This window comes from Parvularcula lutaonensis (assembly GCF_014651915.1).
Lineage (GTDB): Bacteria > Pseudomonadota > Alphaproteobacteria > Caulobacterales > Parvularculaceae > Parvularcula > Parvularcula lutaonensis.
The window spans coordinates 680,624-703,778 of record NZ_BMXU01000001.1 but is presented as its reverse complement, the minus strand read 5'-3'; the positions used below and the strand labels follow the sequence as shown (position 1 = coordinate 703,778).

The window sequence follows — 23,155 nt, the reverse complement described above, 5'->3', positions numbered from 1 at the left end:
GGTCCTCCGCATGATGCTGCGTCTGGCGCGCAGCCCAGCGAAGGAAAGCACAAGCCGGGCGGAACGCGAAGCGGCCCGCCGCTTGTTCAGTAGATCACGCCGAGATCGCCATCGATGTCTTCGTCGCCCGTAGGCGCGTTGATGTTGCCGTCACCGGTAAAACGCCGGCTCCGGCCATAGATGTCGTCCTCGGCCTTGAAGGCTTCGAGGATGACGTTCGGCTCGTTGGCATTGGCGGGCTTGCCGGTGCGGGCATTGACCCGGACGAGACGGATGCCCGACGGCGCCCGGAACGGGACAACCTCCTCGGGGACAAGGGCGTCCTTCATGAACTTGCCGAAGATCGGCGCGGCCACGTTGCCGCCGCCTTCGCCATTGCCGAGGCTCTGGGGCATGTCGAAGCCGACGAACACACCGACAGCAAGGTCCGGCGAGAAACCGACGAACCACGCGTCCCGATAATCGTTGGTGGTGCCGGTCTTGCCAGCCAGCGGCGGGAGCGGCTCGTCAAGGAACATCTCGCGGATCTTCGTCCCCGTCCCCCGCTCGATCACGCCTTCCATGATCGAGACCATCTGGAACGCCGTACGCGGATCGATCACCTGCTCGCGGTCATCGACGATGGGCGGTTCTTCCTGGTTCTCCCAGACATCGACATTGCAGCCGAAGCATGGCCGGTCGTCACTGGCGAAGATCGTATCGCCGTGCCGGTCCTGAACCCGGTCGATGATTGTGGGCTCGATCTTTTTCCCGCCATTCACGAACTGGGCGTAAGCAGCAGTCAGGCGCATCAACGTTGTCTCGCCCGCGCCGAGCGAAATGGACAGGTTCCGCGGCAGGCGATCAGAAACGCCCATGCGCTCCGCATATTCGATGATGGTGCCGATGCCGAGATCCTGGGCGAGACGGGCCGTCATTGTGTTCCGCGATTTCTCGATCCCGAGGCGAAGGGTCGAGTCGCCGTAGAAGCGATCCGCGACGTAGTTGCCCGGCTTGTACCAGGTGCCGTCCAGCCCCGGCGCCACGAAGGGCGCGTCAAGCACGATCGAACTCGGCGTGTAGCCATTATCGAGCGCTGCGGCATAGATGAACGGCTTGAAGGTCGAGCCTGGTTGGCGCCACGCCTGGGTCGAGCGGTTGAACTCCGAAAGGCCGAAGCTGAAGCCGCCCACCATCGCCTTGATACGGCCGGTGTGCGGGTCCATGGCGAGCATCCCGCCATTGGCCGCCGGGATCTGGCGCAGGGCATAGGAATTGTCGCCCTCGACCGGCTCGACGAGGATCACGTCACCCGGCGTCAGGACCTGGGTGACGCTTTCCACTTCGGGGCCGAGTTCGTTGATCGAGATGAACTGGCGCGCCCAGCTGAGATTGGGAAGGGTGATCGAGCCGACCGAGCCGTCGCGGAAGCCGATTTCCGCCACCGCATCGGTGGTCGAAAGCACCACGGCGATTTTCCAAGGCGCCAGGTCTTCGGCCGACTTCCGTTCAGCGACCAGACGCTTCTTGGCTTCGCGCAGGCTGAGCGCCCAGAGGGGCACCTCCTCGTCGCCTTCGCGCTCGACCGTCGTCTTCGCGTCCAAGTCTTCGGGCAGGGAGATGGTCGTGAGCGGGCCCCGCCAGCCATGGCGCATGTCGTACTCGGCAAGCCCCTCACGGAAGGCTTTCTCCGCCTTGAGCTGCAGCTCGGGGTCGATCGTCGTGCGAACCGACAGGCCACCGTCATAAAGGGCGTCCGTGCCATAGCGCTCGGCCACGTCGCGGCGGACCTCTTCGGCGAAATACTCGAAGGCGGCAGAGCGCGCGCCCAGCGGAGGCGCCAGTTGTGCGCCGAGGGGCATGTCGCGGTAGAACGCAAGTTCCTCTGCCGTCAGGTAGCCATTCTCGAACATCTGGCCGAGGATCCAGTCGCGACGGGCGATCGCCCGGCTCTCATTATAGACCGGATGATAGTTCGCAGGCGCCTTGGCGAGGGTCGCGAGATAGGCAGCCTCATGCGGTTCGATCTCGCTCAGCGGCTTGCCGAAATAGTTGAGCGCCGCCGCAGCGACGCCGTAGCTGCGGTTCCCGAGATAGATCTCGTTGAGATAGAGTTCGAGGATCTCCTCCTTCGAGAAGACCTTTTCCATCCGGCGGGCGATGATCGCTTCCTTCACCTTCCGCTCGATCTTCTGGTCGGAGGTCAGGAGGAAGTTCTTGGCCACCTGCTGGGTGATGGTCGAGGCACCTTCGAGGGGCGCGCCGTTGCGGATATTCTCGATGTTGTTGAGCGCGGCGCGGGGAATGCCGAGCCAATAAATGCCGTCATGCTCGTAGAAGGTCTTGTCCTCGGCGCTGATGAAAGCCTGCTTCACCGTGTCGGGTATCGATTCCGCCGGGACGAAAAGACGCCGCTCCCGCGCGAACTCGGCCACGAGAGTGCCGTCGCCCGCATGGATGCGGGTCGTCACCTTGGGCTGGTAATTCTCGAGCTTGGTATAGTCGGGGAGCTCGGGCTCCAGCCCCTTCACATAGATGAAGGCATAGACGAGGCCTGCGATCGCCACCACGAAACCAGCGATGAACATGACGCTGAAAACGCGCCAGAGTGCGCGGAAGAACCCGCCGCCGCGCTTCTTCTCCGGCTCGTCGTCATAGCCTCTGCCGTCCCGCAGCGGGCTGTCCACGCCGCCGAAGCGGTACGCATGATCGTCGTTATCGTACTCGTTCATCGTGCTTTTCGAATCACCGATAGCCCCACGGAGAGAGGGGATACCACAAGGTGGTCCGCCCTGCGACCTCCCTGAACCCTACAATCGCTGAAGTTTCGCGACAGTAAGGCTTGCGGCATCGATTCCGTTCACTAGTGTCGCCAGCGACCGAGAAGGGGAACCTCCTATGCTGCCCAAGCCGCAGGCCGATATCAAAGCCAACACGCTGGACTATGAAGTCATTCCGAAGGTGAAGCCGACAGGCTTCCGCGAGTATGACGCCCGCTGGATCTTTGGCGACGAAATCAACACCCTCGGCATCCAGGCCCTTGGCGCGGGACTCGGTACCCTGATCCACGAACTCGGCAAGCGTCCGGAGATCGTCGTCGGCCACGACTTCCGCAGCTACTCGGCCCAGATCAAGCAAGCCCTGACCGTGGGCCTGATGTCCGCAGGGGTGAAGGTCCACGACATCGGCCTCGCCCTCTCCCCCGTCGCCTATTTCGCGCAGTTCGAACTCGACGTGCCGTGCGTCGCCATGGTCACCGCCAGCCATAACGAAAACGGCTGGACCGGCGTGAAGATGGGCGTGGAAGCCCCCCTCACCTTCGGGCCGGACGAAATGGGCCGCCTCAAGGACATCGTCCTGAACGGCGAAAGCGTGGCGCGCGAAGGCGGCGAGTATGTCTACCACACCGACCTGCGCGAGCGTTACATCGACGACCTGACCAAGGACATCGAGATCAAGCGCCCGCTGAAGGTCATCGCGGCCTGTGGCAACGGCACGGCCGGTGCCTATGCCCCTGAGGCCCTCAAGCGGCTCGGTGTCGAGGTCATCCCGATGGATGCCGAACTCGATCACACCTTCCCGAAATACAATCCGAACCCTGAAGACATGGAGATGCTCCACGCCATGCAGGCCGCCGTGAAGGAACACGGGGCGGACCTCGCGCTCGGCTTCGACGGCGATGGCGACCGGTGCGGCGTGGTGGATGACGAGGGCGAGGAGATCTTCGCTGACAAGATCGGCGTCATGCTGGCACGGGACCTCTCCGCCCAGATCAAGAACGCCGTCTTCGTCGTGGACGTGAAGTCGACGGGTCTCTTCACGACCGACCCGGTCCTGAAGGCCAACGGCGCGACGACGCATTACTGGAAGACGGGCCACAGCTACATCAAGCGCAAGACGACTGAGCTTGGCGCCGTTGCCGGTTTCGAGAAGTCTGGCCACTTCTTCTTCCGCGAGCCCTATGGGCGCGGGTACGATGACGGCCTCGTCGCGGCGATCGCGATCCTGAAGATGCTGGAGCGCAATCCGGGCCGCTCGCTGTCTAGCCTGCGCCGGGATCTTCCGACCACGTACCAGTCACCAACCATGTCGCCCCATTGCGACGACGAGAAGAAATACGAGGTCATCGACCGCATCGTCGAGAAGCTCTCGAAGAAGACCGAGATGATCGGTCAGAAGGTGGTCGACGTGAACACCGTCAATGGTGTGCGTATCACTGTGGAGGACGGCACCTGGGGTCTCATCCGGGCTTCCTCGAACAAGCCCGAGCTGGTCGTCGTGGTGGAAAGCCCTTCCAGCGAAGAAGCGCGCAACAAGATGTTCGCTGAGCTGAAAGAAGTCCTTGCGACCGAACCGGACGTCGGAGCGTTCAATCAGGAGCTTTGAGGTCACCCACCTGCACTTCCTGATTTGAGATCGGGAATGCGCCACGGCGCCAGGGGGCGAGCTGTGCGACACTCTGAGATGACGGGCCGCTCGCCAGAGCGAACCCGGAACCGATAGCGTGTTTTGTGGGTCCCGCGCTCAGGCTGTGCCGGTGCCGGGATACCAGCACGCCGTTCACCTCCCCGTGACCCTGCCGCAACATCCGTCCCGCGCTGCGTGAGTGAACAGTTCATGTTCAACGACCGGTTCCGGAGTTTCCCGCGCTGGTAGGTGAGACACTCCTTCCTCACCTTACGGACAGTATACAAAGCATCGACCTTTCAATTGCTTACCGCAATGCAACGGGCCGCGTATCCACTCTCCGTGTACCCATCCTTCCGAGGCTATCCTGCCTCGCAGCAACCGGGCGTCTTCGTTCAACCGAAGAGGAGGAGTTCGTCATGAACCTCATATCGCTGCTCGTGTCGTCATATCTCAGCGTGGCTCCCATGCCTGCTGACCAGCAACTGGCCCTGATCGACCAGCTGCTGGGCGATTCCGGCACCACTTCACAATGCACGTGTACGGTCGAAAAGCTCGAGGGTGAGGAGAGCGACGAGACCTGCACCTATTCCTACGATTGCACGAACGGGCAGGCAGGTGAGACCGAGGCGTCCTGCGATCCCCAGGTCGCTCAGGCGCAGGTCACCGAGGCGTTCTGCCGTCAGTAGGCGGAGTTGCCTGACTGCCAATGGTCCCGCGCCCCGGCGCGGGGCCACCTTCTCTCTCCTGGAGAGGTCGGGGCCGCATGAGCGGTTTCGGGCCGAAGGGGTGCTTCACCGACACCTGCCCTAACCTTCGCCCGACATCGATGATGCCGGCCTCTCCAGGGGGGAGCCGGTGGTGCGCCGGCCTGCTTACCGCCGACGCATCACTCCGTCTTCGGACATCATGGAGACAGGCTGCGAAACCCGTTTCGGCCCGAGCTTCACTGCGGTGCCAAAGGCAAGGATCTCCGCCGCCCCTTGCGTGACGGCAGCGGTCGTGAAATTGACGCCGATGATGCCGTCCGCGCCCATGCTTTCGGCGTGCTTGATCATCCGGTCGACGGCCTGCTCCCGTGCCTCCGCCATGAGCTTGGTGTATTCGTTGACCTCGCCACCGACGATGTTCCTGAGGCCCGCGATGATGTCGTTCCCCACATGCCGTGCACGGATGACATTCCCGCGCACGAGGCCCAGCACTTCAATGACCTCGTGCCCGACGGCGTAGTCCGTGGTCGTCAGCAGCATCGCCTACTCCTTCACGTTCTCGATGTAGTGGCGGTCTTCCTTGTTGGTGACACGCTGGAAAACCACGGCCCCAAAGATCAGCCCGAAGAAGCCGAGCACCGCCAGCCCGACGACCCCGTAAGGCCAGAGCGCGATCATCCCGGTCACGATGATGCCGATATAAACGACGGCCGCGACGATCACCGCCGTGAGCATGATGTTCCCAAGACTCATCGCGCTTACCCCTCAGATCATCTCGGGGTGGGACCGCCGCCGCAGCAGCAGGATGATCGCCGCAATCAGGAGGAACGGGCCGAGGATGACACCCGCAGTGATGAAGAGGCCCGTCATGATCCCGAGCATGGCCAGCGCGATCGCCAGAATGGCCGCGCCGAGGCCGATAAGCAGACCGATCGCTCCGCCGATCAAACCGATGATGAGGCCGAAGATGCCGATGATCACGCCGCCCACGACTTCCCAAGGCTGCAGCTCATCGACCGTGCGGCCGTTGATATAAATGTCCGCATCCGCGCCGAAGTGATAAACCGCGTAGGTCCCCAGCGCGACGGCTACCACCATCAGGAACAGCAGGAACTTCCAGACACCACCCCCGCCGCGACGGTCTTCAATCTCTTCCACGTTTTGCCCTCCTCCGATTGTTGGCTAACGATACTGTAAGCATCATGTTATTCGATAAAAGAACGGGCGCTGGTGTTTACAAGCCCCCTCCTCCATATCGACCTGATGAATAAGCAGCTCCTGATCTTCCCCCTGATCGCGTTCGGCATGGTTGCAGTGTTCGCCTTTCGGGGCCTGTCCATCAACGGCCAGGCCATGCCGTCGGTCCTGATTGGCCTCGACGCCCCGGCCGTCGAACTGGATAAAATCCCGCGCTACCCTGGCCCCTTCGATCCTTCCGAGTTCGAGGGCGAAGTGACGCTGGTGAATGTCTGGGGGAGCTGGTGCGTCTACTGCCTCTATGAGCACCCGGTCTTGCTGCGGATGGCCGAGGAAGGCGTGCAGATCTACGGCCTCGCATGGAACGATACGCCGGAAGCCGCCGCCAAATGGCTCGACCAGCATGGCAGTCCCTTCACTGCCGTGGGCCTCGACCAGACAGGCCGTGCGGTGGCGGAGTTCGGCGTGACCGGTGCGCCGGAGACCTTCATCCTCGATAAAGCGGGGAAGGTCCGCTACCGCCATGTCGGCCCGATCACTGACCGCGAGTGGCAGAGACGGCTGAAGCCGCTCGTGCGCGATCTGGAGGCCGAGGCGCCAGCGGAACCCGCGTCCTGATGCCTGCAGGCGAGAACATGCTTGCTCTCCAATAGGTTTGCCTGCTTTCATCCCATCGGGCTTTGATGGGGCGGGCTATGCGTACGATCCTGATGATCTTTGGAGGGCTGTTCTTTGCCCTCGTCCTGCTGCTGGTGGGCGTCGGCACGATCGTCGGCTTCACCGCCTATGCCAAGATCAACGATGCCAAGGCCTATGTCGAACTGGCCACCCTGGAGATTGGCGAGAGCTATGATCCCGAGGTGTTCCGCAAGCACCTCTCGCCGGAGGCTGTCGCCAATACCGGCGTTCTCGAACAGGTGAGCCAGCTTCTCCTGACCACTTTCGGCCCGATCACGTCAGTAGACAAGGTGGAATATCCCAGCTTCCAGTCTGGCGTGACCGCCGCGGACGGCCAGTATTTCGTCGCGGTCTGCCAGGTTGCGGCAACCTCCACCAAGGGCGACCTCGCCATCAACTTCACGGCGCTCCACCGAAAAGAGAACTGGGAGACGACGAATTTCTACGTCGACTGGGGCCCTGACGGACCGAGAGCACCTGCCGAGCAGTCGGTCTGAAAAGGCGGCGCCGTCGACAGGGACTCGAGCTACCGGAGAAACGCCCTCTGCTCGGACCGGCTGAAGATACTGCAACCTCCTGTTGCTTCATGCCCGAACTCAGCTTACCTCTTTTGAGCGCTCTCTTTCTTCGTCTTTTTTGATCGAACTCACCATCCTTGCAGGTCCATCCCCAAAAGGATCGACCCGGTGAGCGGTCTTTCTTCCTGCGACGGACGGAGGGGTGAGCGTGGTGGGTCTGGACGTGCTCCCTCCTCTTAGTCCCCCGGACCGGGGGTCGTCCGACGCCGGGGAGATCCTCTGCCCTTTGGATCTCTCCGGCAGCCACCTTTCCGCGCGCGCATTACTGGCGCGGGAGCCTGATCTTTCCTTCGAGATGTTCGACCAGAGACGCTGGGCGCATACCCTCTCGCCTGATGTCATAGCCGAGCTCGTCGCAACCCCTCGGCTCCATGGTGAACTGGAGGCTGGACAGCTTCCACTCGTCCTGAGCTTTGACCAAGGTGAAGGCGTCGATGCCGCAATGGGTGAGCACACCATCGACCTCGATCACGTAAGGCGCCCAGAACTGCGCTAGCGAACCTGCGCGTATCTCGACCTTCGGTTCCCAGTAGAGTTCGTTGTTGCGCGTGGTGAGGGTCTTCAGGCTTTCCGCCCACTGGTGCATGTCGAGCGGCGCCGTGATCCCGCGGCTATCGCCGTTGACCACGAGCCCGTGGCCGAGCGCACCTTGCGCCAGCGTCGCCTTCACGCCTGCCACGTTGCGGTCGTAGTAAGCCTCGAAAAAGCGATCGACGGTTTGCAGGACAGCCTCTTCGTCGGAAGGCTGCAGCATGGCGGTTGCGGCAAGCATGGAATGAATCAGCATCCCGCGCGGTTAGCCTGTAACGGCCGGTGTGATCCAACGCGAGATGCAGTTGGCGGCGGTCCACAAAAAAAAGCGCCCCGCGGGGCGCTCCTTGTCTTGCCCGGGCGAGGCTATTCGTCAGGAATCCTTCGCCTCGACGATCGGCTTCACGACACGGATATGGACGTCCCTGAGCTGCTCTTCCGAAGGCTCCGACGGCGCGCCGAGGAGAAGGTCTTCGGCGTTCTGGGTCAGCGGGAACATCGTCACTTCACGGATGTTTTCCTGGTCCGCAAGCAGCATGACAATGCGATCGACGCCGTAAGCGATGCCGCCGTGGGGCGGCGCGCCATATTTGAAGGCGTTCAGCATACCGCCAAATTCCTTCTCGACCACTTCGGGGCCGTAGCCGGCTTTTTCGAAGGCGGCGTACATGATCTCCGGCTTGTGGTTCCGGATCGCCCCCGAGGCCATCTCATAGCCATTGCAGACAAGGTCGTACTGGTTGGCCTTGATCTGGAGGATTTCCTCCGGGGTCGTTGCTTTTTCGAGAGCAGCGAGCTCGCCCTGCGGCATGGAGAACGGGTTGTGGCCGAAATCGACCTTCTTCCGCTCCTCGTCCCACTCATACATCGGGAAGTCGACGATCCAGCAGAACGCAAAACGGTTTTCGTCGAAGATCGGCGAGCCGTCAGGCATGGTCTTGCCCTGCTCATGAAGCTGTTTCGCAATTTCGACCCGCGCAGCACCGGCCACCTTCTCGAATTCCTCGACCTTGCCAGCCAAGAAGAAGGCAGCGTCGCCAGCCTGAAGGCCGAGCTGCTCGCGGATCGCGTGGGTGCGCTCAGGACCGATGTTCTTGGCGAGCGGACCCTTGCCGTCGCCATCGTCGAACATGATGTAGCCCATGCCCGGCAGGCCCTGCTTCTGCGCCCAGCTGTTCATCCGGTCGCAGAACGCACGGCTGCCGCCGCCCGGCGCAGGAATGGCCCGGATCTGCTTCTCGGGATCTTCGGCCATGGAGGCGAAGATCTTGAAGCCAGAGCCTTTGAAGTGCTCGGTGACGACCTGCATCTCGAGCGGGATGCGGAGGTCGGGCTTGTCCGAGCCGTATTTCAGCATCGATTCCGCATAGGGAATTTTCGGCCAGCTTTCATAGGGGTCGACTTTCTTGTCGCCCGCGAAGAGCTCGAAGGTCCTGGCGACCACGGGGCCGGTCGTGTCCCAGACCTCGTGCTGCTCGACGAAGCTCATCTCGACATCGAGCTGGTAGAACTCACCCGCCGAACGGTCGGCACGGGCATCTTCGTCACGGAAGCAGGGCGCGATCTGGAAGTAGCGGTCGAAGCCGGAGACCATGATGAGCTGCTTGAAGATCTGCGGCGCCTGCGGCAGCGCGTAGAACTTGCCCGGATGAAGCCGCGACGGAACGAGGAAGTCCCGCGCACCTTCCGGCGACGAGGCCGTCAGGATCGGGGTCTGGTACTCGGTAAAGCCCGCGTCTTCCATGCCCCGGCGCAGCGCCTTCACGACGTTGGAGCGCAGCACGATGTTCTTGTGCATCGTCTCGCGACGGAGATCGAGATAGCGGTGACGCATCCGGATGTCCTCCGGATAGTCAGGCTCCTGGAAGACCGGCAGCGGCAGGTCACCGGCAGCGGACAGGACCTTGAAGTCGGTGATCCGCACTTCGATCTCGCCGGTGGCAAGGTTCGGGTTCACCTGGTCCTCGGCCCGCGCGACGACGACGCCGTCGATCTGGATACAGCTCTCGGCGCGCACGGCGTCGACTTCCGCGAATTGCGCGAACTCAGGTTCGCAGAGAACCTGCGTCAGGCCGTAATGGTCGCGCAGGTCAATGAAGAGGATGCCGCCATGGTCGCGCTTCCTGTGGACCCAGCCGGCGAGGCGAACCTCCTTGCCGACATCGGATCCCCGGAGCGCGCCGCAGTGGTGGGACCTGTAAGGATGCATCGATCGTCTTCCTGATGAGAATTCCGGGAAAGGCCACGCCATGACGTGCCGCTGCGGGACCGTCAAGCGGCGGGGCCTTTTTGGCGGCCATAATGTCGCCGGGATGGCGTGCTGGTATCGTCGGTCAGTGCCTGAAAAGGTTAACGCCTGTCATGTTTACCCTCTGTCAGGCTCCGTAAATTTTCGCTCCGGCTTGGGACATCTGCCCCTGCCCTGTACCCATCCGGAACAGTTCCACGGCTCCAAACCCCAGATTTTATGCGCGTTTCACGGGCCTTTCACCTTGTGGCTTAGGTCAATGTTAGAAGGCGTTATGTACTATCACCCACAGAAACACACCGAAGTTATGTCCGCCGTGGGGGTGGTCTTTCGTGGGGAAGCACATGAACGCAATGATGCACCAGAGGCAGCAGAGAGAGCCTTATGTCATCGGTCCTGATGGCACACCGCTTACGCTCGCTGACCTTCCGTCGCCAAACACAAAGCGCTGGGTCATCCGGCGCAAGGCCGAGGTCGTCTCCGCGGTGCGCGGGGGCCTTCTCAGCTTCGAAGCCGCCTGTGAGCGCTACAAGCTCACCGATGAGGAATACGCTTCCTGGGAGAAGGCGATCGACAAGCATGGCATGCAGGGGCTCCGCGCCACCCGCATCCAGCAATACCGCTAGAAGCGCTGTCAGCAGCGGTCCCGGTGGGGGCTGGGTCCGCTGCGGCACGCAACGTGCATCGCTGAAGCTGAATGCAGCTAGGGCGGGAGTCAGGGCTTCCCTGACCGAAACATATGATGCACGGCACTTTCAGGCTCGGCTATGAACCGTTAGGTAGCTCACAGGACCTTCTCAAATCAGAGAGGTCGAGTGAGTACGGACGCCGGGGCCAACGCCCCAGGCGTTCCGATAAGGGACCCGAGCCTGCGCCGATGAGCTATCAGACCTTCAAGGGTGCCACCGTCGACGAAGCCAAGCGCGCCATGCGCCGCGCTCTCGGCCCCGACGGCGTGGTGCTGGCCGTGAGGCGCAGTCCCTCTGGCGGGGTCGAACTTCGCGCCATCCAGAAAGGACAGCCGCTTTACAAGGGTGAAGGCGGCACGGGAGGCGGTGGCCTGTTCGGTCGCAAGCCGCAGCGCGAGGAGCCCGCTCCCGCGCCGTCGCTTGGCGGTCTGGGCGAGCCCCGTGTGAGCGAGCCTGAAATCGTGCCCGAACGCCCGCGCCGCGAGGAAAGCCCGGTCAGTGCCCTGCGCGGTGATTTTTCCCGCAACCTTGCCCGTGACCACGGCAGCGACGCGGACCCGCTCCTGCGTTCGTGGGAGCAGAAGCTCGGCCGTCATGGCCTGACCCCGCACCTGATCCGGGCGCTGGTCGACGAGGCCCATGACCATGGCGGGCGCGGCGACGAGGTGGAACAGCTTGCTCATGCCCTTTCGCGCACCCTGCGCTTCGCGCCGCTGAACATCCTGCGCGATGTTCCGATCATGCTGATCGGGCAGACCGGCGCCGGGAAGACCTCTTCCGCTGCCAAGATCGCCGCCAGCGCCGCGGCCCAAGGTGGCCGTCTCGCTTTCATCTCCGCCGATGTCGGCCGTGCCGGTGCCATCGAGCAGATGCAGACCTATGCCGACGCGCTCGATACCCGCTTCTGGGCCGTCGAGGAGCCGCGCCAGGTCGCCCAGATCATGCGCCAGGAGCGTCCGGGCGAAGGCATCATCCTCGACACGCCCGGCGTCAGCCCGTTCGCCAGCGCCGACGTTTCCGCCGTGCGCGCCTTCCGCGAAGCGCTCGGCGCAGAGATGATTCTCGTCATCCCGGCTTCCGGCGATGTCGGTGAGCATACGGACTGGGTCTCGGCCTTCGCCGATCTCGGCGTGCGCCGCTGCATCATCACGAAGTTCGACGCCTCGCGCCGGATCGGTGCCGCGATCTCCGCCTGCTACCAGTCGGGCATGGCCCTCGCCTATTTCTCCGAAGCTCCCTTCATTGCCGACGGCCTGATCGATGCGCAGCCGGATTATCTTGCCCGCAGGCTACTGATGGATGTCCCGGCGAGGCTTGGTAGGGGACGCTAGGCCCCACGTCACCGCAAATATCCTGCGTCGCCACCTCGGTATGCCAGATGGTCAGAACGGCGCCCGGACTTCGAAGCTCATCCACGCACCGCCATTCGGGTGGCGTAGCTCCAACCGCTCCGCATGCAGAAGAAGCCGCGGCGCCGAGGTTGCGTCTCCGTACCATTCGTCCCCGAGGATCGGATGGCCGATCGAGGCAAGGTGCACCCGCAGCTGGTGGCTGCGGCCTGTGACGGGGGTCAGGGCAAGGCGCGTCCTGCCTTCGCCGCGCTCCAGCACCTCCCAATGGGTCACTGCCGGACGGCCGTGCTCCTCGCAGATCATCTGCAAGGGACGGTTCGGCCAGTCGCAGCGCAGGGGCGCGTCGATGGTGCCGCTGTCAGCGTCGGGCGCACCCTCGACGACGGCAATGTAGCGCTTCCTCGTCTGGCGCTTTTCGAACTGCTTGCCCAGATGAGCGAGCGCCTCCTTGCTCCGTGCCATGACGATCACGCCGGAGGTCGCCATGTCGAGGCGGTGGACGGTGAGGGCTTCGGGATAGCGCTCAATGACCCGCGCCTCGAGGCAGTCCGGCTCGGTCCTGCCGGGGACGGAAAGCAAGCCGGATGGCTTATCGAACACGAGGAGCGCTCCGTCTTCATGGACGAGACTGAGCCGCGGCTCCAAAGGTGGCATGTAGGGTTTCATCGGAAGCGGCATGGCAGGCTAGCGCGCGCCCGCTTCCCAAAGCTCGTCAATCCCCTCGGCGATGAGGTGCGAAGAGGGAGGCGTCAGCATCGACATGTGGCCGTCATTCTTGAGATGGATACGGCGGGTCCAGGTGCCTTCCTTCTCATATTCCCTCAGCAGTTCGGATGTACCCTGACTGACCTGTGTCGCTGTCGCGAAGAACGCAGGGAGCTTGATGGCTGGCTCGACGGGCTCGCCCAAGGCTTTGCGTTCGGTCACCGCGACCTCCCTGGCCGCACAGCGCAGGTGCTTCTCTGACATGACCGAAGCGAGCTTGTCGTTTCGCGGTTGGCCTTCGAGCTTGAGAAGATTCGGATGCACGCTCTCCATCAGCCCGCCCATGCGGCTGCGGGCAAAGCGGGCCCCTGCCCTGCCGATCAGCTGCGCCCAGGCAACCCAGCCGGCCCATGCGAGCCCCCGCATTTGCGATGGGCAGACCGCATCGAGAAGCGCAAGACCGCGGAAACGTTCGGGCATGATGCGCCCCGCCATGTGAAGCCGCACCCCGGCCATCGAGTGTCCGGCGAGGATCACCTTGCGGTCGATGCCCAGCGTATCGAGAACCCGTGCCATATCGGCCACGTGGAACCTCGGAACCGGGTCCTGACCCTCAGGGAGCGGATCGCTTTGGTACATCCCGGCGCGGGTCATGGCGATGACGTACCAGTCCTCGCGGGCGAGGTGCTGGGCAATGTGATGGAAGTCGGCATAGATGCCAAACGAACCCGGATCGAACAGCAGGACCCTGCCCGCGTCGGGCACGCCATAGCGCGCGACGACGACCGAACGGTCGCCCTCTATGGCCAGTTTCTCGGCATCGCCGTGGAAGGCTTCCTGAACCGCTTCGCTCTTTCGCACACGCAAGATGAACAACAAGCAGAGCTTCAGGACAAGCGCTTGCACAGGGGTTTGATCGCGTTGCCGCGGGGAACGGCTTGCGCCGCCAGTTCCCCTCAGGATCGGATCAGTTGGCGTATTCGATCTCGACCGCAGCGCCTTCGATATCGAGTTCGATCTCCAGGACATCGCCGACCGTGAACACCGCGTCGAGGGATGCCGAGAGGTTGGCAAAGGCCGTATCCTGCTCTTGCGCAGGCGATGTGCCCTTGAACGCTGCAACGATGTCATTGTCGATCATTGTTGCCGGTCCGACGAAGACCTCTTGGCCGGCAACCGTCAGGAAGCCGTTCGCAGCATCGATGGCGGAAACCGAACCGATCACGCCGATGTCCTCGGACTCAGTCCCGGAATCGTCACCATTCGCAGCGACACCGTCATCCTCCTCGAGAGAGACCTCATCGCCATCCGCGAGGGTCATCCGCCCTGTTGCGCAGGCTGCGTCACCCGACGCCTTCGCCTTGACCGCGGTGGCGGATGCGATCTGGTTGTAGAACGCATCGGCACCGAGATCGGTATCATCGGCGCCGAGGAAGCTGCCCGGTGCTGTCATGCTGGATGTCTCCACCGTGACACCGAGGATCGTGAAGCTGACGCCTGCAGTAATCGGGTCGGAGGGCGGTCCCATGACGCGGCAGCCGTCCCGGTCCTTGGGCTCGACCCTGATCCGGGTCCACACCGGGGCTCCTGAGGCATCAGGATAGCCTTTGGCGCGGATGTCGTCACCGACGCTGAGACGGCTGAGAAAAGCATCCACGGTGCGCTGCGGTCCGCCTTGCGGATCGGAAAGATCGAGCAGGCGGCTCTCCCCCGTAGGTTCGATCACGATCCCAAGGCGGGTCGTGAACGTACCGCCGGCGGTGTCGATCGAAGCAACTTCATCCCAGACGCCGAGCGTGTTCTCGACCTCGACTTCCGTCTTGCTGACGACGAGCGTGCCCGCCGCATCGAACGTGCCTCCGATTTCGACCCTCTGGCCGACGAGCGACGCAAGGCCGCTTGCATCGTCGACCTCGATCGTCCTGCCACCAATGACGATGGTGTTCGGCGTGACGCTGGTGTCGACGGGGATGAGGATACCTTCGATCTCGAATTCCTCGTTTTCCTGCGGAGCGTCATTCGCGTTGTCGTCGCCGAGTTCGATCTCGCGGGCGATGTAGCTGCCATCGGCCTGCTGGTCCGCCTTCACCTCGACAAAGACCCCCAAGAGTGTGTCGTCGGCGATCAGCCCGTCTTCAAGAACGGTGGCATTGTCGATCAGGAACTCGGTGCCGTTGATGACGATCGATGTTCCACTGCCGATCACCTGGTCGACAAAGCCCTTCACCTCATACTCGTCTCCATCGGTGTTCGGGTCGCCTGCCGCCCGGTCAATCTTGTCGATCCGTGAGGCGATAAACCCGCTCTCGGTGACCGAGCCGGAGACCTCCACGATGAAGGGCGCCCCTGCGGTCCCGAGCCGCCCGTCCAAATCGCGGATATCCACCGCTCCATCACCGTTCAGGTCCGTGAAGTCCTCTCCGATGATGGTCAGGGCATCGACGGTGACAGTCTGGCCAATCACCTTGAACGTGCCGACCGACGGATCGTCTCCATCGGGCGTGATCCGAACGGCCGGACCGCGCAGGTCTTCGTCGAAGACAATCACGTCCGCCTCGTTCGAATTGGCGAGAGCGCGCGCTTCAACGCGGACCTTCTGGCCAAGGCGCAGGAGGCTCTGTCCGCCGCCGACACCGTTCTGGCCCTCGATCTGGACCACCGTCGAGTTCAGGACTTCGAACTTTTTGCCGTTGACGAACACACTGCCAAAGCCGGTGATGACGCCCTCGGACGTGATCGGTGTGCCCGACTACGCCGCCGGCGGGGTCGAGGTCCCGCCGCCCGCGCTAGGCTGCTGCTGCCCTGCGCTGTCGCCGCCACCACCCGAACAGGCGAGGAGTCCCGCAGTGAGTGCCAAAGCGGATACGGTTCGAAGTGCGTTCATGGTGATGTCCCTGCGTTCTGCTCTGCCCCGCCCACGCCCTGCCCGGCGCGTACTGGGCGTTCTACCCCCGCTGGCGGGAGACGATAGTCCTTGGTCATCACCGCAGAATTGCGGGATTAGCTCGAATGCAGTCTCAATAGGCACAAACCGAGAAACCGGTGCCGATCCAGCATGCGGGATAGGTTTCCGACCGTTTGGCCTCGCCCACCATTTCCGACGTGCCGTCGGCCTTCATGGCGCGAACGTCTGCGTGACCCTCCATGTAGACGGTCACGAGGAGCTGCGTGACATCGTCGTAGAAAGCCTCGCCCTCGGGAAGAGTCACGGAAAAAGAGCCCCGGCCGCGGGGTTCGAAGTTGCAGTCACCCCGAAAGTTGGAAGGCCACAGAAGGCATGTCGCGGTCTTGATCTCGACCGGCGTGCGCTCCGATTTCATGTCCTCGGGCAGGTCCTGCTGCATCGCTTCGGGGATGCCCGGTGGCTCCGAGACGTTCTCGCTGCAGTTTGCGAGGAGCAAGCCCATGAAAAGGCAAGCGATTGTGCGGCGGAGAAGCATTGTCCCAGTCCCCTGTTCCCTGACCCGCCGCTGCCCGCGACAGGTTGCCCTGATGTCCTTATCGCCGCTTTGACGCCGGGGGCCAACCCTGCTCTAGGTTCTGGTGATGTCCCGCCCTCTTCCCGTGCCGCCAGGGCTAGGCCCCAGCGGTGTCACGGCCGTTCTCGGTCCCACGAATACCGGCAAGACCTTTTATGCCCTCGAGCGCATGGCCGCGCATTCGACCGGCATGATCGGCCTGCCGCTGCGCCTGCTCGCGCGGGAGGTCTACGAAAAGATGGTCGATCGTCGCGGCAAGCGGGCCGTGGCCATGGTGACGGGCGAAGAGAAGATCATCCCGCCCAATCCGAGCTACTGGGTCTGCACGGTCGAAGCGATGCCGCTGGAGCGCGAGGTGAGTTTCCTCGCGATAGACGAAGTGCAGCTTGCAGCCGATCCCGAGCGGGGACGTATTTTCACCGACCGGATCCTCCATGCCCGAGGGCGCAACGAGACGCTGATGCTGGGCTCGGACACCATGGCGCCGATCCTTCGGCGGTTGATCCCGGAGATCAACTTCCTCGGCCGCGAGCGCTTCAGTCATCTTACCCATATCGGGCACAAGAAGGTCACACGCCTGCCTCGGCGCTCGGCAATCGTCGCCTTCTCTGCCGAGAACGTCTACTCCATCGCGGAGCTCATCCGGCGCCAGCGCGGCGGCGCGGCCGTGGTCATGGGCGCGCTCAGCCCGAGGACCCGGAACGCACAGGCAGCGCTCTATAACGAAGGCGAGGTCGACTATCTCGTGGCCACCGATGCGATCGGGATGGGCCTCAACATGGACATCGACCACGTGGCTTTCGCGGCTGGCCGCAAGTTCGATGGCAAGAACGCGCGGCACTTGTTTCCGACCGAAGTGGCGCAAATTGCCGGGCGCGCCGGACGGCATGTTCGGGATGGCACATGGGGCTCCACCGCTGAGGCTCCGCCTTTTGACGAAGACCTGGTCGAGCAGGTTTCCGAACATACGTTCGAGCCGGTGACCGCGCTCCAATGGCGTAATCCGAACGTCCGTTTTGGAAGTTTGCCCGCCCTGTTGCGGTCGCTCGAAATGCCGCCTCCGGAAGACGGCCTCGTCAGGGCGCGGATGGATGATGACGAGGAGGCCCTACGCCGACTCGCCCGGCGTCACGATATTCGTGACATGGCCAAGGGCGGCGCGGCGCTGAAGCTCCTCTGGGAGGTCTGCCAGGTCCCCGACTTCCGGAAAGTCACCCCTGACCAGCATGCGGTGATGCTTGGCGAGCTCTACCAGCAGCTGATGGAGCGCGGCTCGATACGCTCGGAATGGGCCGAACTCCAGCTTTCCCGGCTGGACAATCCGAACGGCGACGTCGATGCGCTTTCCAACAGGATCGCCCATGTGCGGACCTGGACTTATCTCAGCCATCGCTCGGGATGGCTTGACGACGCGGCGCACTTCCAGAACGAAGCGCGGCGTATCGAGGACCGCCTTTCGGATGTCCTGCACGAGAGACTGACACAACGCTTTGTTGACCGCCGCACGTCAGTCCTTTTGAAGCGGCTCAAGGATGACGCCCCGCTCCTCGCGGGCGTCCGCAACAATGGAGAGGTCGTCGTGGAAGGCGAATTCGTCGGACGGCTTTTGGGCTTTCAGTTCATTCTCGATCCCAAGGCCCGGGGTCCTCACGAAAAGGCCGTGCGGTTTGCCGCACTGAAGGCCCTGCAGCCCGAGCTGATGGCGCGAGCCTCCGCGCTGGCCTCGGCCAAGCCGGAAGAATTCAGGCTCGAGCCCGGCGGCGAGATCGTCTGGCGGCAGAGCGTCGTCGCTCAGCTCGTCAAAGGCCCGCAGCCCCTGCGGCCCGACTTCAAGTTCGTGGCGATGGAGCACATGCCCGCCAGCGCGGTGGCCGCGATCGAGGAGCGTTTGCGCGCCTTCATCGCTGACCGCGTGGAGGGGCTGGCGGGGCCGCTCGTCGCCCTGCAGGCGGCGCTGAACCGTCCGTCCGATCACCCAGAGGCCCTGTCCCCCGGTGCACGGGGCGTGGCTTTCCGCCTGGTCGAGAATTTCGGCGCTATGTCGCGGCGGCCGATCGCCGAGGAGGTCAAGGCGCTGACCCAGGACGAGCGGGCGGGCCTGCGCAAGCTCGGCGTCCGGTTCGGCGAGTACACCCTCTTTATCCCCGCCCTCCTGAAACCTGCTCCGGCGCAGTTCCTCGGCCTGCTCTGGGCGCTGTGGAGCGGCAACGATCCCGACGCTTTCCCGGTGCCGCAGGCTGGCGCAACATCGGTCGAAGCCGAGGAGAAGGTCCCACATGCCTTCTGGTACGCCGTCGGCTACCGGCCATCCGGCAACCGGGCGGTGCGGATCGACATGCTCGAGCGCCTTGCGCAGGAAATCCGTTCGGCGCGGGAACAGGGCTCCAAGGAAGGCTTCGAAGCCAACCAGCGGATGATGAGCCTCGTCGGCGTTTCCGGAGAGGCTTTCGAAGACATTCTCAAGAACCTCGGATACCGCAAACAGACGGTGGAACGCGAGGTGAAAGCCGAGGCGCCGAAGATTGCCGATCCGGTGGCCGAGACCGTAGAGGATCCGGCACCGACGGCGGCGCGCGCGCAGCCCGAGACCGATCCCGCAGCAACGCCCGCCATCGAGATCGCTGGAGCGCCCGAGGCTCCTGCTGACGGCGCACTGCCTGCGGAGGCAGCGACCCCCACGGAGGGTGAGGCCCAGCCGGTGGAGACGCCGGTCAGCGCCGCGGGCGACCCCGCCCCCACCGTTGACGTGACGCCCGAGACAGCGGCAACGCCGGGAGAACCCGTGATGGAGACGGTGACCCTGTGGCGCTACCAGCCGCCGCGGAACAACCGTGGCCAAGGACAGCAGCGCCGCGGCAAGCCGGGCGGGAAGCACGGCGCAGACGCCAAGCGCGGCGGACCGCCCAAGGGCAAGGGCAAGCGCCCACAAAAGGGCCCACAAAAGCCACGCACGTTCAGCTCTGGCCCGAGGAAGTCGAAAGAGGCCGATCCCGACAGCCCCTTCGCGGTGCTGGCGAACCTGAAAAAGGACTGAGCCGGCAGACCAGAAAAAAAGAAAGGCCGACAGAGGTTTCTCCGTCGGCCTTTCTTGTTCTGAATTCCGATGTTCCGGATCAGGCCGCGGCGTCGAGGCCCTGTCGACCAAGTTCCAGGAACTTCTCCCGCCGCTGGGCGACCAGCTCTTCCGGCGACAGGCCGACGAGTTCATCGAGGTGCTGGCAGATGGCGTCCTTGACCGCAGCAATGGCAAGGTCCGGGGCGCGGTGGCTGCCGCCCACGGGCTCCGGGATGATGCCGTCGATCACGCCAAGCTTTTGGAGGTCCTGCGCGGAGATCTTCATGGCATCGGCAGCATCGGGCGCCTTGTTCTCGCCCTTGGCCATGGCGTCCTTCCAGAGGATCGCAGCGCAGCCCTCGGGCGAGATCACCGAGTAAATGGAATGTTCGAGCATCAGGACACGGTTGCCCGCGGCAAGCGCGATGGCACCGCCCGAGCCGCCTTCGCCGGTGATGATCGCGATCACCGGGACGCGGGCTTCGAGGAATTTGGCCGTGGACGAAGCGATTGCTTCAGCCTGGCCGCGCTCTTCAGCACCGCGGCCGGGATAGGCACCGGCGGTATCGACAAGGGTGACGACAGGCAGGCCGAAGCGCTCAGCCATCTCCACGAGGCGGATGGCCTTCCGGTAGCCTTCGGGCCGGGCCATGCCGAAATTATGGGTCAGGCGGCTCTCGGTGTCGGTGCCCTTCTCATGGCCCATCATGACCACGCGGTGCTTACCGATATGCGCAACCCCGCCGATGATGGCGCGATCGTCACCGAAGGCGCGGTCACCGCACAGCTCGGTGAAGCCGGTGGCAAGCCCCTTTGAATAGTCGATGAAGTGCGGACGGTTCGGATGGCGCGCGACCTGCGTCTTCTGCCAGCGGCTAAGCCCGGCATAGGTGTCCTTGAGGATCTTCTTCGCCTTTTCTTCGAGGCGCTGGATCTCCGGCTCGACTTCCTTCGAGGCATTCTCGTCGTCCATCTCGCGCAGGGAGTCGATTTTCGTCTCGAGCTCCGCGATCGGCTTCTCGAAATCAAGATACGTCCGCATGACTTCCTTTCCCGGGGCGCGCCAGGGGGTGGTACTCTTCGAGTGCCCTGCGCAGCCTGTCTTGTCTGACGTGCGTGTAGACCTGTGTGGTCGTGATGTCAGCATGCCCCAGAAGGTGTTGGAGGGACCTTAAATCCGCGCCGCCTTCGAGCAGGTGGGTCGCAAAGGCGTGGCGCAGGACGTGGGGGCTGATTTTCGTGGGCTCAATTCCTGCCCTCGCCGCTATCTCCTTGAGAAGCTGCGCGAAACGGGCGGTGGTCAGGTGACCTTGCTTGCCTCGGCTCGGAAACAACCACTTGCTGCCACCCTCGGGCAGGAAGGCCGGGCGCGCTTCTTCGTGATAGCGGCGGAGGTTTTTCTCGGCCTCCTCGGTCAGGGGGACAAGGCGTTCCTTGTCTCCCTTGCCCCTGATTCTTAGGATCGAGCCACCGGTGCCGAAAAAGCTGTTGGCCGAGAGGGAGACGAGCTCCGAAACCCTGAGGCCCGTGGCGTAAAGCACATGCAGCAGCGCTTGCAGCCGCAGCGCCTTGGCATCACCGCTTTCAGCCTCGCGGTCGGCGGTATCGAGAAGGTCGGAGACCTCCTCCACCGTCAGGACCTTCGGCAGGCGCTTGGCTTTCTTCGGCGCTTCGAGCGTGAGCGCGGGGTTATCGGGGCGCAGCTCGTCAGCGAAGGCGTAGCCGTAGAACTGGCGAATAGCGGACAGGCAGAGCGCGGCTGTTGCCTGGCTCCGGCCTGTCTTTTCGAGATGCTGGAAATAGGCTGCAAGGTCATCGCGGCCCGCGGAGAGGAGGTCCTTGTTGCGCTTGCCCAGGAACTCTGTGACTCGGCCGAGGTCACGGCCGTAATTGCGCACGGTCCGCTGGGACGAGCCGCGCTCGACGACCATCATTTCGAGAAAGGCCTCGATGGCCCAGGCGTCGCTCACTGACCTGCCGCGATCGGCTTGAGGCGCGGGACGTAGGCTTCCTTGTTGATGACCTCCTCACGGAGGGACCCTACGCTCTCGAGGGCCTGACGCTGGAAGGCTGCGTCCGCGGCAAGGCGGTTGGCTTCGGCACGCTTGTAAAGGGCCGCGCCGACCGTATCGCGCACAGCGGCAAGCTCGCCCGAGGCACGGACGCCGGATGTGGCGAGTGCGGCGAGGAGCATGGATCCACGCGCGCCGCTGGCCGCTGCCGTGATCGCCCGGTCCACGGTCGTGGGGAGATCCGCGCTCGCCTGCGCCTGCGCCAGGGCATCGGGAATGCGAATGGCGGGAACCGGCGGGTCGGGCAGGCGCTCGCCGATCGCGCCTGCAAGACGCTGCGCCGCGCCGGGGCGAAGATAGCTGTAGAGCTTGGCAAGGTTGAGGAACGCGCGTTCCGCTCCGATGGTGTTCTCGGCGGCGACCGCCTGGATCCAGGCTTCAGCCGTCGCGAAGTTTCGGATGATCAGCGAACTGAGCGCAAGCTCGGTCGCGTAGGGCATGGTCACGGCGTCGGGCCGCATGGAGGCTATTTCCTGACCATAGATCTTGGTCAGGACGAGGTAGAGATCCGGGTTCTGCTTCGCTGCAACCAAGGCTTCACCGATGGCCTGGGACCGGTTGAAGGAGCCTGCGGGCTGGGCCGCGATGGTGGCGATGACGCTCGCGACCTCCTCGCCTTCGAGCGAGGCAGCAGCGTCAGCAAGATCGCGGGCGGGGACCAGGTCTTCCCGAGCAGCGCGGACGAGAGCGGCCGAGCGTGTCGGAGTCGAAAGGCCGCGGTCATAGACAATGGCCGCTGCAACGGCCGGCGTGACATCCGGAATATCCGTAGGCGCGAACAGCCCGCCGAGCTTGCGGTAGGCTGCATACTGAAGAGCGCTGCGGGGAAATTCGTTGGGAACGCTGCGAGCGAAGAGGTTCGCATACATCTGCTCGTCCCCAGGGGAGAGGACGCCCTCTTCCCGCGCCAGACTGATGGTCAGCTCAGCGGCAGGCGTCTCGCCCGCATGGATGTAGCAGAAAGCCCGCAGGCGGACGAAGAAGGGCTGCTGGCGCCCCTCCCGAAGGTTTGCCCCGCGCGCGCAGGCTTGGTCGAACTGGAGCTTGTAAAGGTCGCGCATCGCGACAATGCGGCTGAGCGAGGGCTGGACCACGAGGCCGGGCATCAGCTCGGCCAGGGCGCCGGCTTCCATCACATAACCGGCCTCTGCTGCACGAAGCAGCTTCAGCCCGGCAAGATCGGCATCCGCGCCGTCGGGGCCGTTGCCCGGCGAAAGCAGCACCCGCCGCAGGATCAGGCGTTTGACAGGATCCTCGTAGCTGGTGGGGACGTTGCGAAGCTGGTCGGCGATCTCCTCGGCCGTGGCCCCGTCCCAAAGGTCCCGGCCAAGGGCGCCTTCGTTCTCGGTCAGCGTGCCGAGCGAGAAAGGGCTCGAGTCGAAATTCGCACGTTCGACCTGCGCCTTTGCCGCTGAAAAGGGAGCGGTCGCGGACGCAAGGGCGAGAAAACTGGCGAGGATGGCTTGCTTCATGGC

20 protein-coding genes are annotated in these 23,155 nt (G+C 63.7%); 7 read left to right on the top strand and 13 right to left on the bottom strand.

Annotated features, from left to right (window positions below; genetic code table 11):
* Positions 1–86 precede the first annotated feature (86 nt).
* On the bottom strand, positions 87–2,711 hold the full coding sequence (locus IE053_RS03300) for a penicillin-binding protein 1A (protein WP_189571737.1): 2,625 nt from the start codon (positions 2,709–2,711) through the stop codon (positions 87–89).
* A 166-nt stretch (positions 2,712–2,877) separates the two neighbouring features.
* Between IE053_RS03300 and IE053_RS03295 the strand changes: the two genes are divergently transcribed.
* Complete coding sequence (locus tag IE053_RS03295) at positions 2,878–4,365, top strand: phosphomannomutase/phosphoglucomutase (RefSeq protein WP_189571735.1); 1,488 nt, start codon at positions 2,878–2,880, stop codon at positions 4,363–4,365.
* A gap of 440 nt (positions 4,366–4,805) precedes the next feature.
* Positions 4,806–5,075 carry a hypothetical protein gene (locus tag IE053_RS03290; RefSeq protein ID WP_189571732.1) on the top strand — a complete coding sequence of 90 codons (270 nt, stop codon included), beginning with the start codon at positions 4,806–4,808 and terminating at the stop codon, positions 5,073–5,075.
* A 186-nt stretch (positions 5,076–5,261) separates the two neighbouring features.
* Here IE053_RS03290 and IE053_RS03285 read toward each other — a convergent pair whose 3' ends face one another.
* The 3 genes from IE053_RS03285 to IE053_RS03275 are packed head-to-tail and all read right to left on the bottom strand — an operon-like array spanning position 5,262 to position 6,254.
* Complete coding sequence (locus IE053_RS03285) at positions 5,262–5,636, bottom strand: YbjQ family protein (RefSeq protein ID WP_189571729.1); 375 nt, start codon at positions 5,634–5,636, stop codon at positions 5,262–5,264.
* A gap of 3 nt (positions 5,637–5,639) precedes the next feature.
* Positions 5,640–5,849: a hypothetical protein gene (locus IE053_RS03280; RefSeq protein ID WP_189571726.1), complete on the bottom strand. Its 210-nt coding sequence runs from the start codon at positions 5,847–5,849 to the stop codon at positions 5,640–5,642.
* Positions 5,850–5,861: 12 nt separating this feature from the next.
* Positions 5,862–6,254, bottom strand: coding sequence for a hypothetical protein (locus IE053_RS03275; RefSeq protein WP_189571723.1), 393 nt, complete (start codon positions 6,252–6,254; stop codon positions 5,862–5,864).
* Between the two features lie 105 nt (positions 6,255–6,359).
* On the opposite strand from IE053_RS03275, the gene IE053_RS03270 reads away from it, so the two are divergent.
* Positions 6,360–6,911 (top strand): DsbE family thiol:disulfide interchange protein, encoded by a 552-nt coding sequence (locus IE053_RS03270; RefSeq protein WP_189571720.1) that lies wholly within the window; start codon positions 6,360–6,362, stop codon positions 6,909–6,911.
* A 77-nt stretch (positions 6,912–6,988) separates the two neighbouring features.
* Positions 6,989–7,468: a hypothetical protein gene (locus tag IE053_RS03265; RefSeq protein WP_189571716.1), complete on the top strand. Its 480-nt coding sequence runs from the start codon at positions 6,989–6,991 to the stop codon at positions 7,466–7,468.
* A 343-nt stretch (positions 7,469–7,811) separates the two neighbouring features.
* Here IE053_RS03265 and IE053_RS03260 read toward each other — a convergent pair whose 3' ends face one another.
* Positions 7,812–8,336, bottom strand: coding sequence for a hypothetical protein (locus IE053_RS03260; RefSeq protein ID WP_189571713.1), 525 nt, complete (start codon positions 8,334–8,336; stop codon positions 7,812–7,814).
* Positions 8,337–8,453: 117 nt separating this feature from the next.
* Complete coding sequence (gene aspS / locus IE053_RS03255) at positions 8,454–10,289, bottom strand: aspartate--tRNA ligase (RefSeq protein ID WP_189571710.1); 1,836 nt, start codon at positions 10,287–10,289, stop codon at positions 8,454–8,456.
* A gap of 383 nt (positions 10,290–10,672) precedes the next feature.
* Here aspS and sciP point away from each other — a divergent pair, with 383 nt between their 5' ends.
* Both sciP and IE053_RS03245 read left to right on the top strand, forming a co-directional pair.
* Positions 10,673–10,954 carry a CtrA inhibitor SciP gene (gene sciP, locus IE053_RS03250; protein WP_373302862.1) on the top strand — a complete coding sequence of 94 codons (282 nt, stop codon included), beginning with the start codon at positions 10,673–10,675 and terminating at the stop codon, positions 10,952–10,954.
* 251 nt (positions 10,955–11,205) lie between these two features.
* Complete coding sequence (locus IE053_RS03245; protein WP_189571706.1) at positions 11,206–12,348, top strand: flagellar biosynthesis protein FlhF; 1,143 nt, start codon at positions 11,206–11,208, stop codon at positions 12,346–12,348.
* Positions 12,349–12,399: 51 nt separating this feature from the next.
* Here the strand turns inward: IE053_RS03245 and IE053_RS03240 are convergent, their stop codons facing one another.
* The 4 genes from IE053_RS03240 to IE053_RS03225 all read right to left on the bottom strand — a co-directional run bounded on the left by IE053_RS03240 (position 12,400) and on the right by IE053_RS03225 (position 16,481).
* The gene (locus tag IE053_RS03240; RefSeq protein WP_189571703.1) at positions 12,400–13,047 is read right to left on the bottom strand and encodes an RluA family pseudouridine synthase; all 648 of its coding nucleotides are present in this window, start codon (positions 13,045–13,047) and stop codon (positions 12,400–12,402) included.
* Positions 13,048–13,053: 6 nt separating this feature from the next.
* Entirely contained in the window at positions 13,054–13,953 is a 900-nt protein-coding gene (locus tag IE053_RS03235) for an alpha/beta fold hydrolase (protein ID WP_189571699.1), read from the bottom strand.
* Positions 13,954–14,041: 88 nt separating this feature from the next.
* Positions 14,042–15,775: a DUF5666 domain-containing protein gene (locus IE053_RS03230; RefSeq protein ID WP_189571695.1), complete on the bottom strand. Its 1,734-nt coding sequence runs from the start codon at positions 15,773–15,775 to the stop codon at positions 14,042–14,044.
* 316 nt (positions 15,776–16,091) lie between these two features.
* Positions 16,092–16,481 carry a hypothetical protein gene (locus IE053_RS03225; protein ID WP_189571690.1) on the bottom strand — a complete coding sequence of 130 codons (390 nt, stop codon included), beginning with the start codon at positions 16,479–16,481 and terminating at the stop codon, positions 16,092–16,094.
* Positions 16,482–16,620: 139 nt separating this feature from the next.
* Here IE053_RS03225 and IE053_RS03220 point away from each other — a divergent pair, with 139 nt between their 5' ends.
* On the top strand, positions 16,621–19,587 hold the full coding sequence (locus IE053_RS03220) for a helicase-related protein (RefSeq protein WP_189571687.1): 2,967 nt from the start codon (positions 16,621–16,623) through the stop codon (positions 19,585–19,587).
* Between the two features lie 79 nt (positions 19,588–19,666).
* On the opposite strand, the gene IE053_RS03215 is transcribed toward IE053_RS03220, so the two are convergent.
* Genes IE053_RS03215 through IE053_RS03205 form a run of 3 tightly spaced genes read right to left on the bottom strand, consistent with a single transcriptional unit; the run spans position 19,667 to position 23,152 of the window.
* On the bottom strand, positions 19,667–20,650 hold the full coding sequence (locus IE053_RS03215) for an acetyl-CoA carboxylase carboxyltransferase subunit alpha (protein ID WP_189571683.1): 984 nt from the start codon (positions 20,648–20,650) through the stop codon (positions 19,667–19,669).
* Positions 20,634–21,578 (bottom strand): site-specific tyrosine recombinase, encoded by a 945-nt coding sequence (locus IE053_RS03210; RefSeq protein WP_189571677.1) that lies wholly within the window; start codon positions 21,576–21,578, stop codon positions 20,634–20,636. The genes IE053_RS03215 and IE053_RS03210 overlap by 17 nt, the downstream gene beginning before the upstream one ends.
* Positions 21,575–23,152 (bottom strand): hypothetical protein, encoded by a 1,578-nt coding sequence (locus IE053_RS03205; protein WP_189571674.1) that lies wholly within the window; start codon positions 23,150–23,152, stop codon positions 21,575–21,577. Before IE053_RS03205 ends, IE053_RS03210 begins: the two co-directional genes overlap by 4 nt.
* Positions 23,153–23,155: the final 3 nt, after the last annotated feature.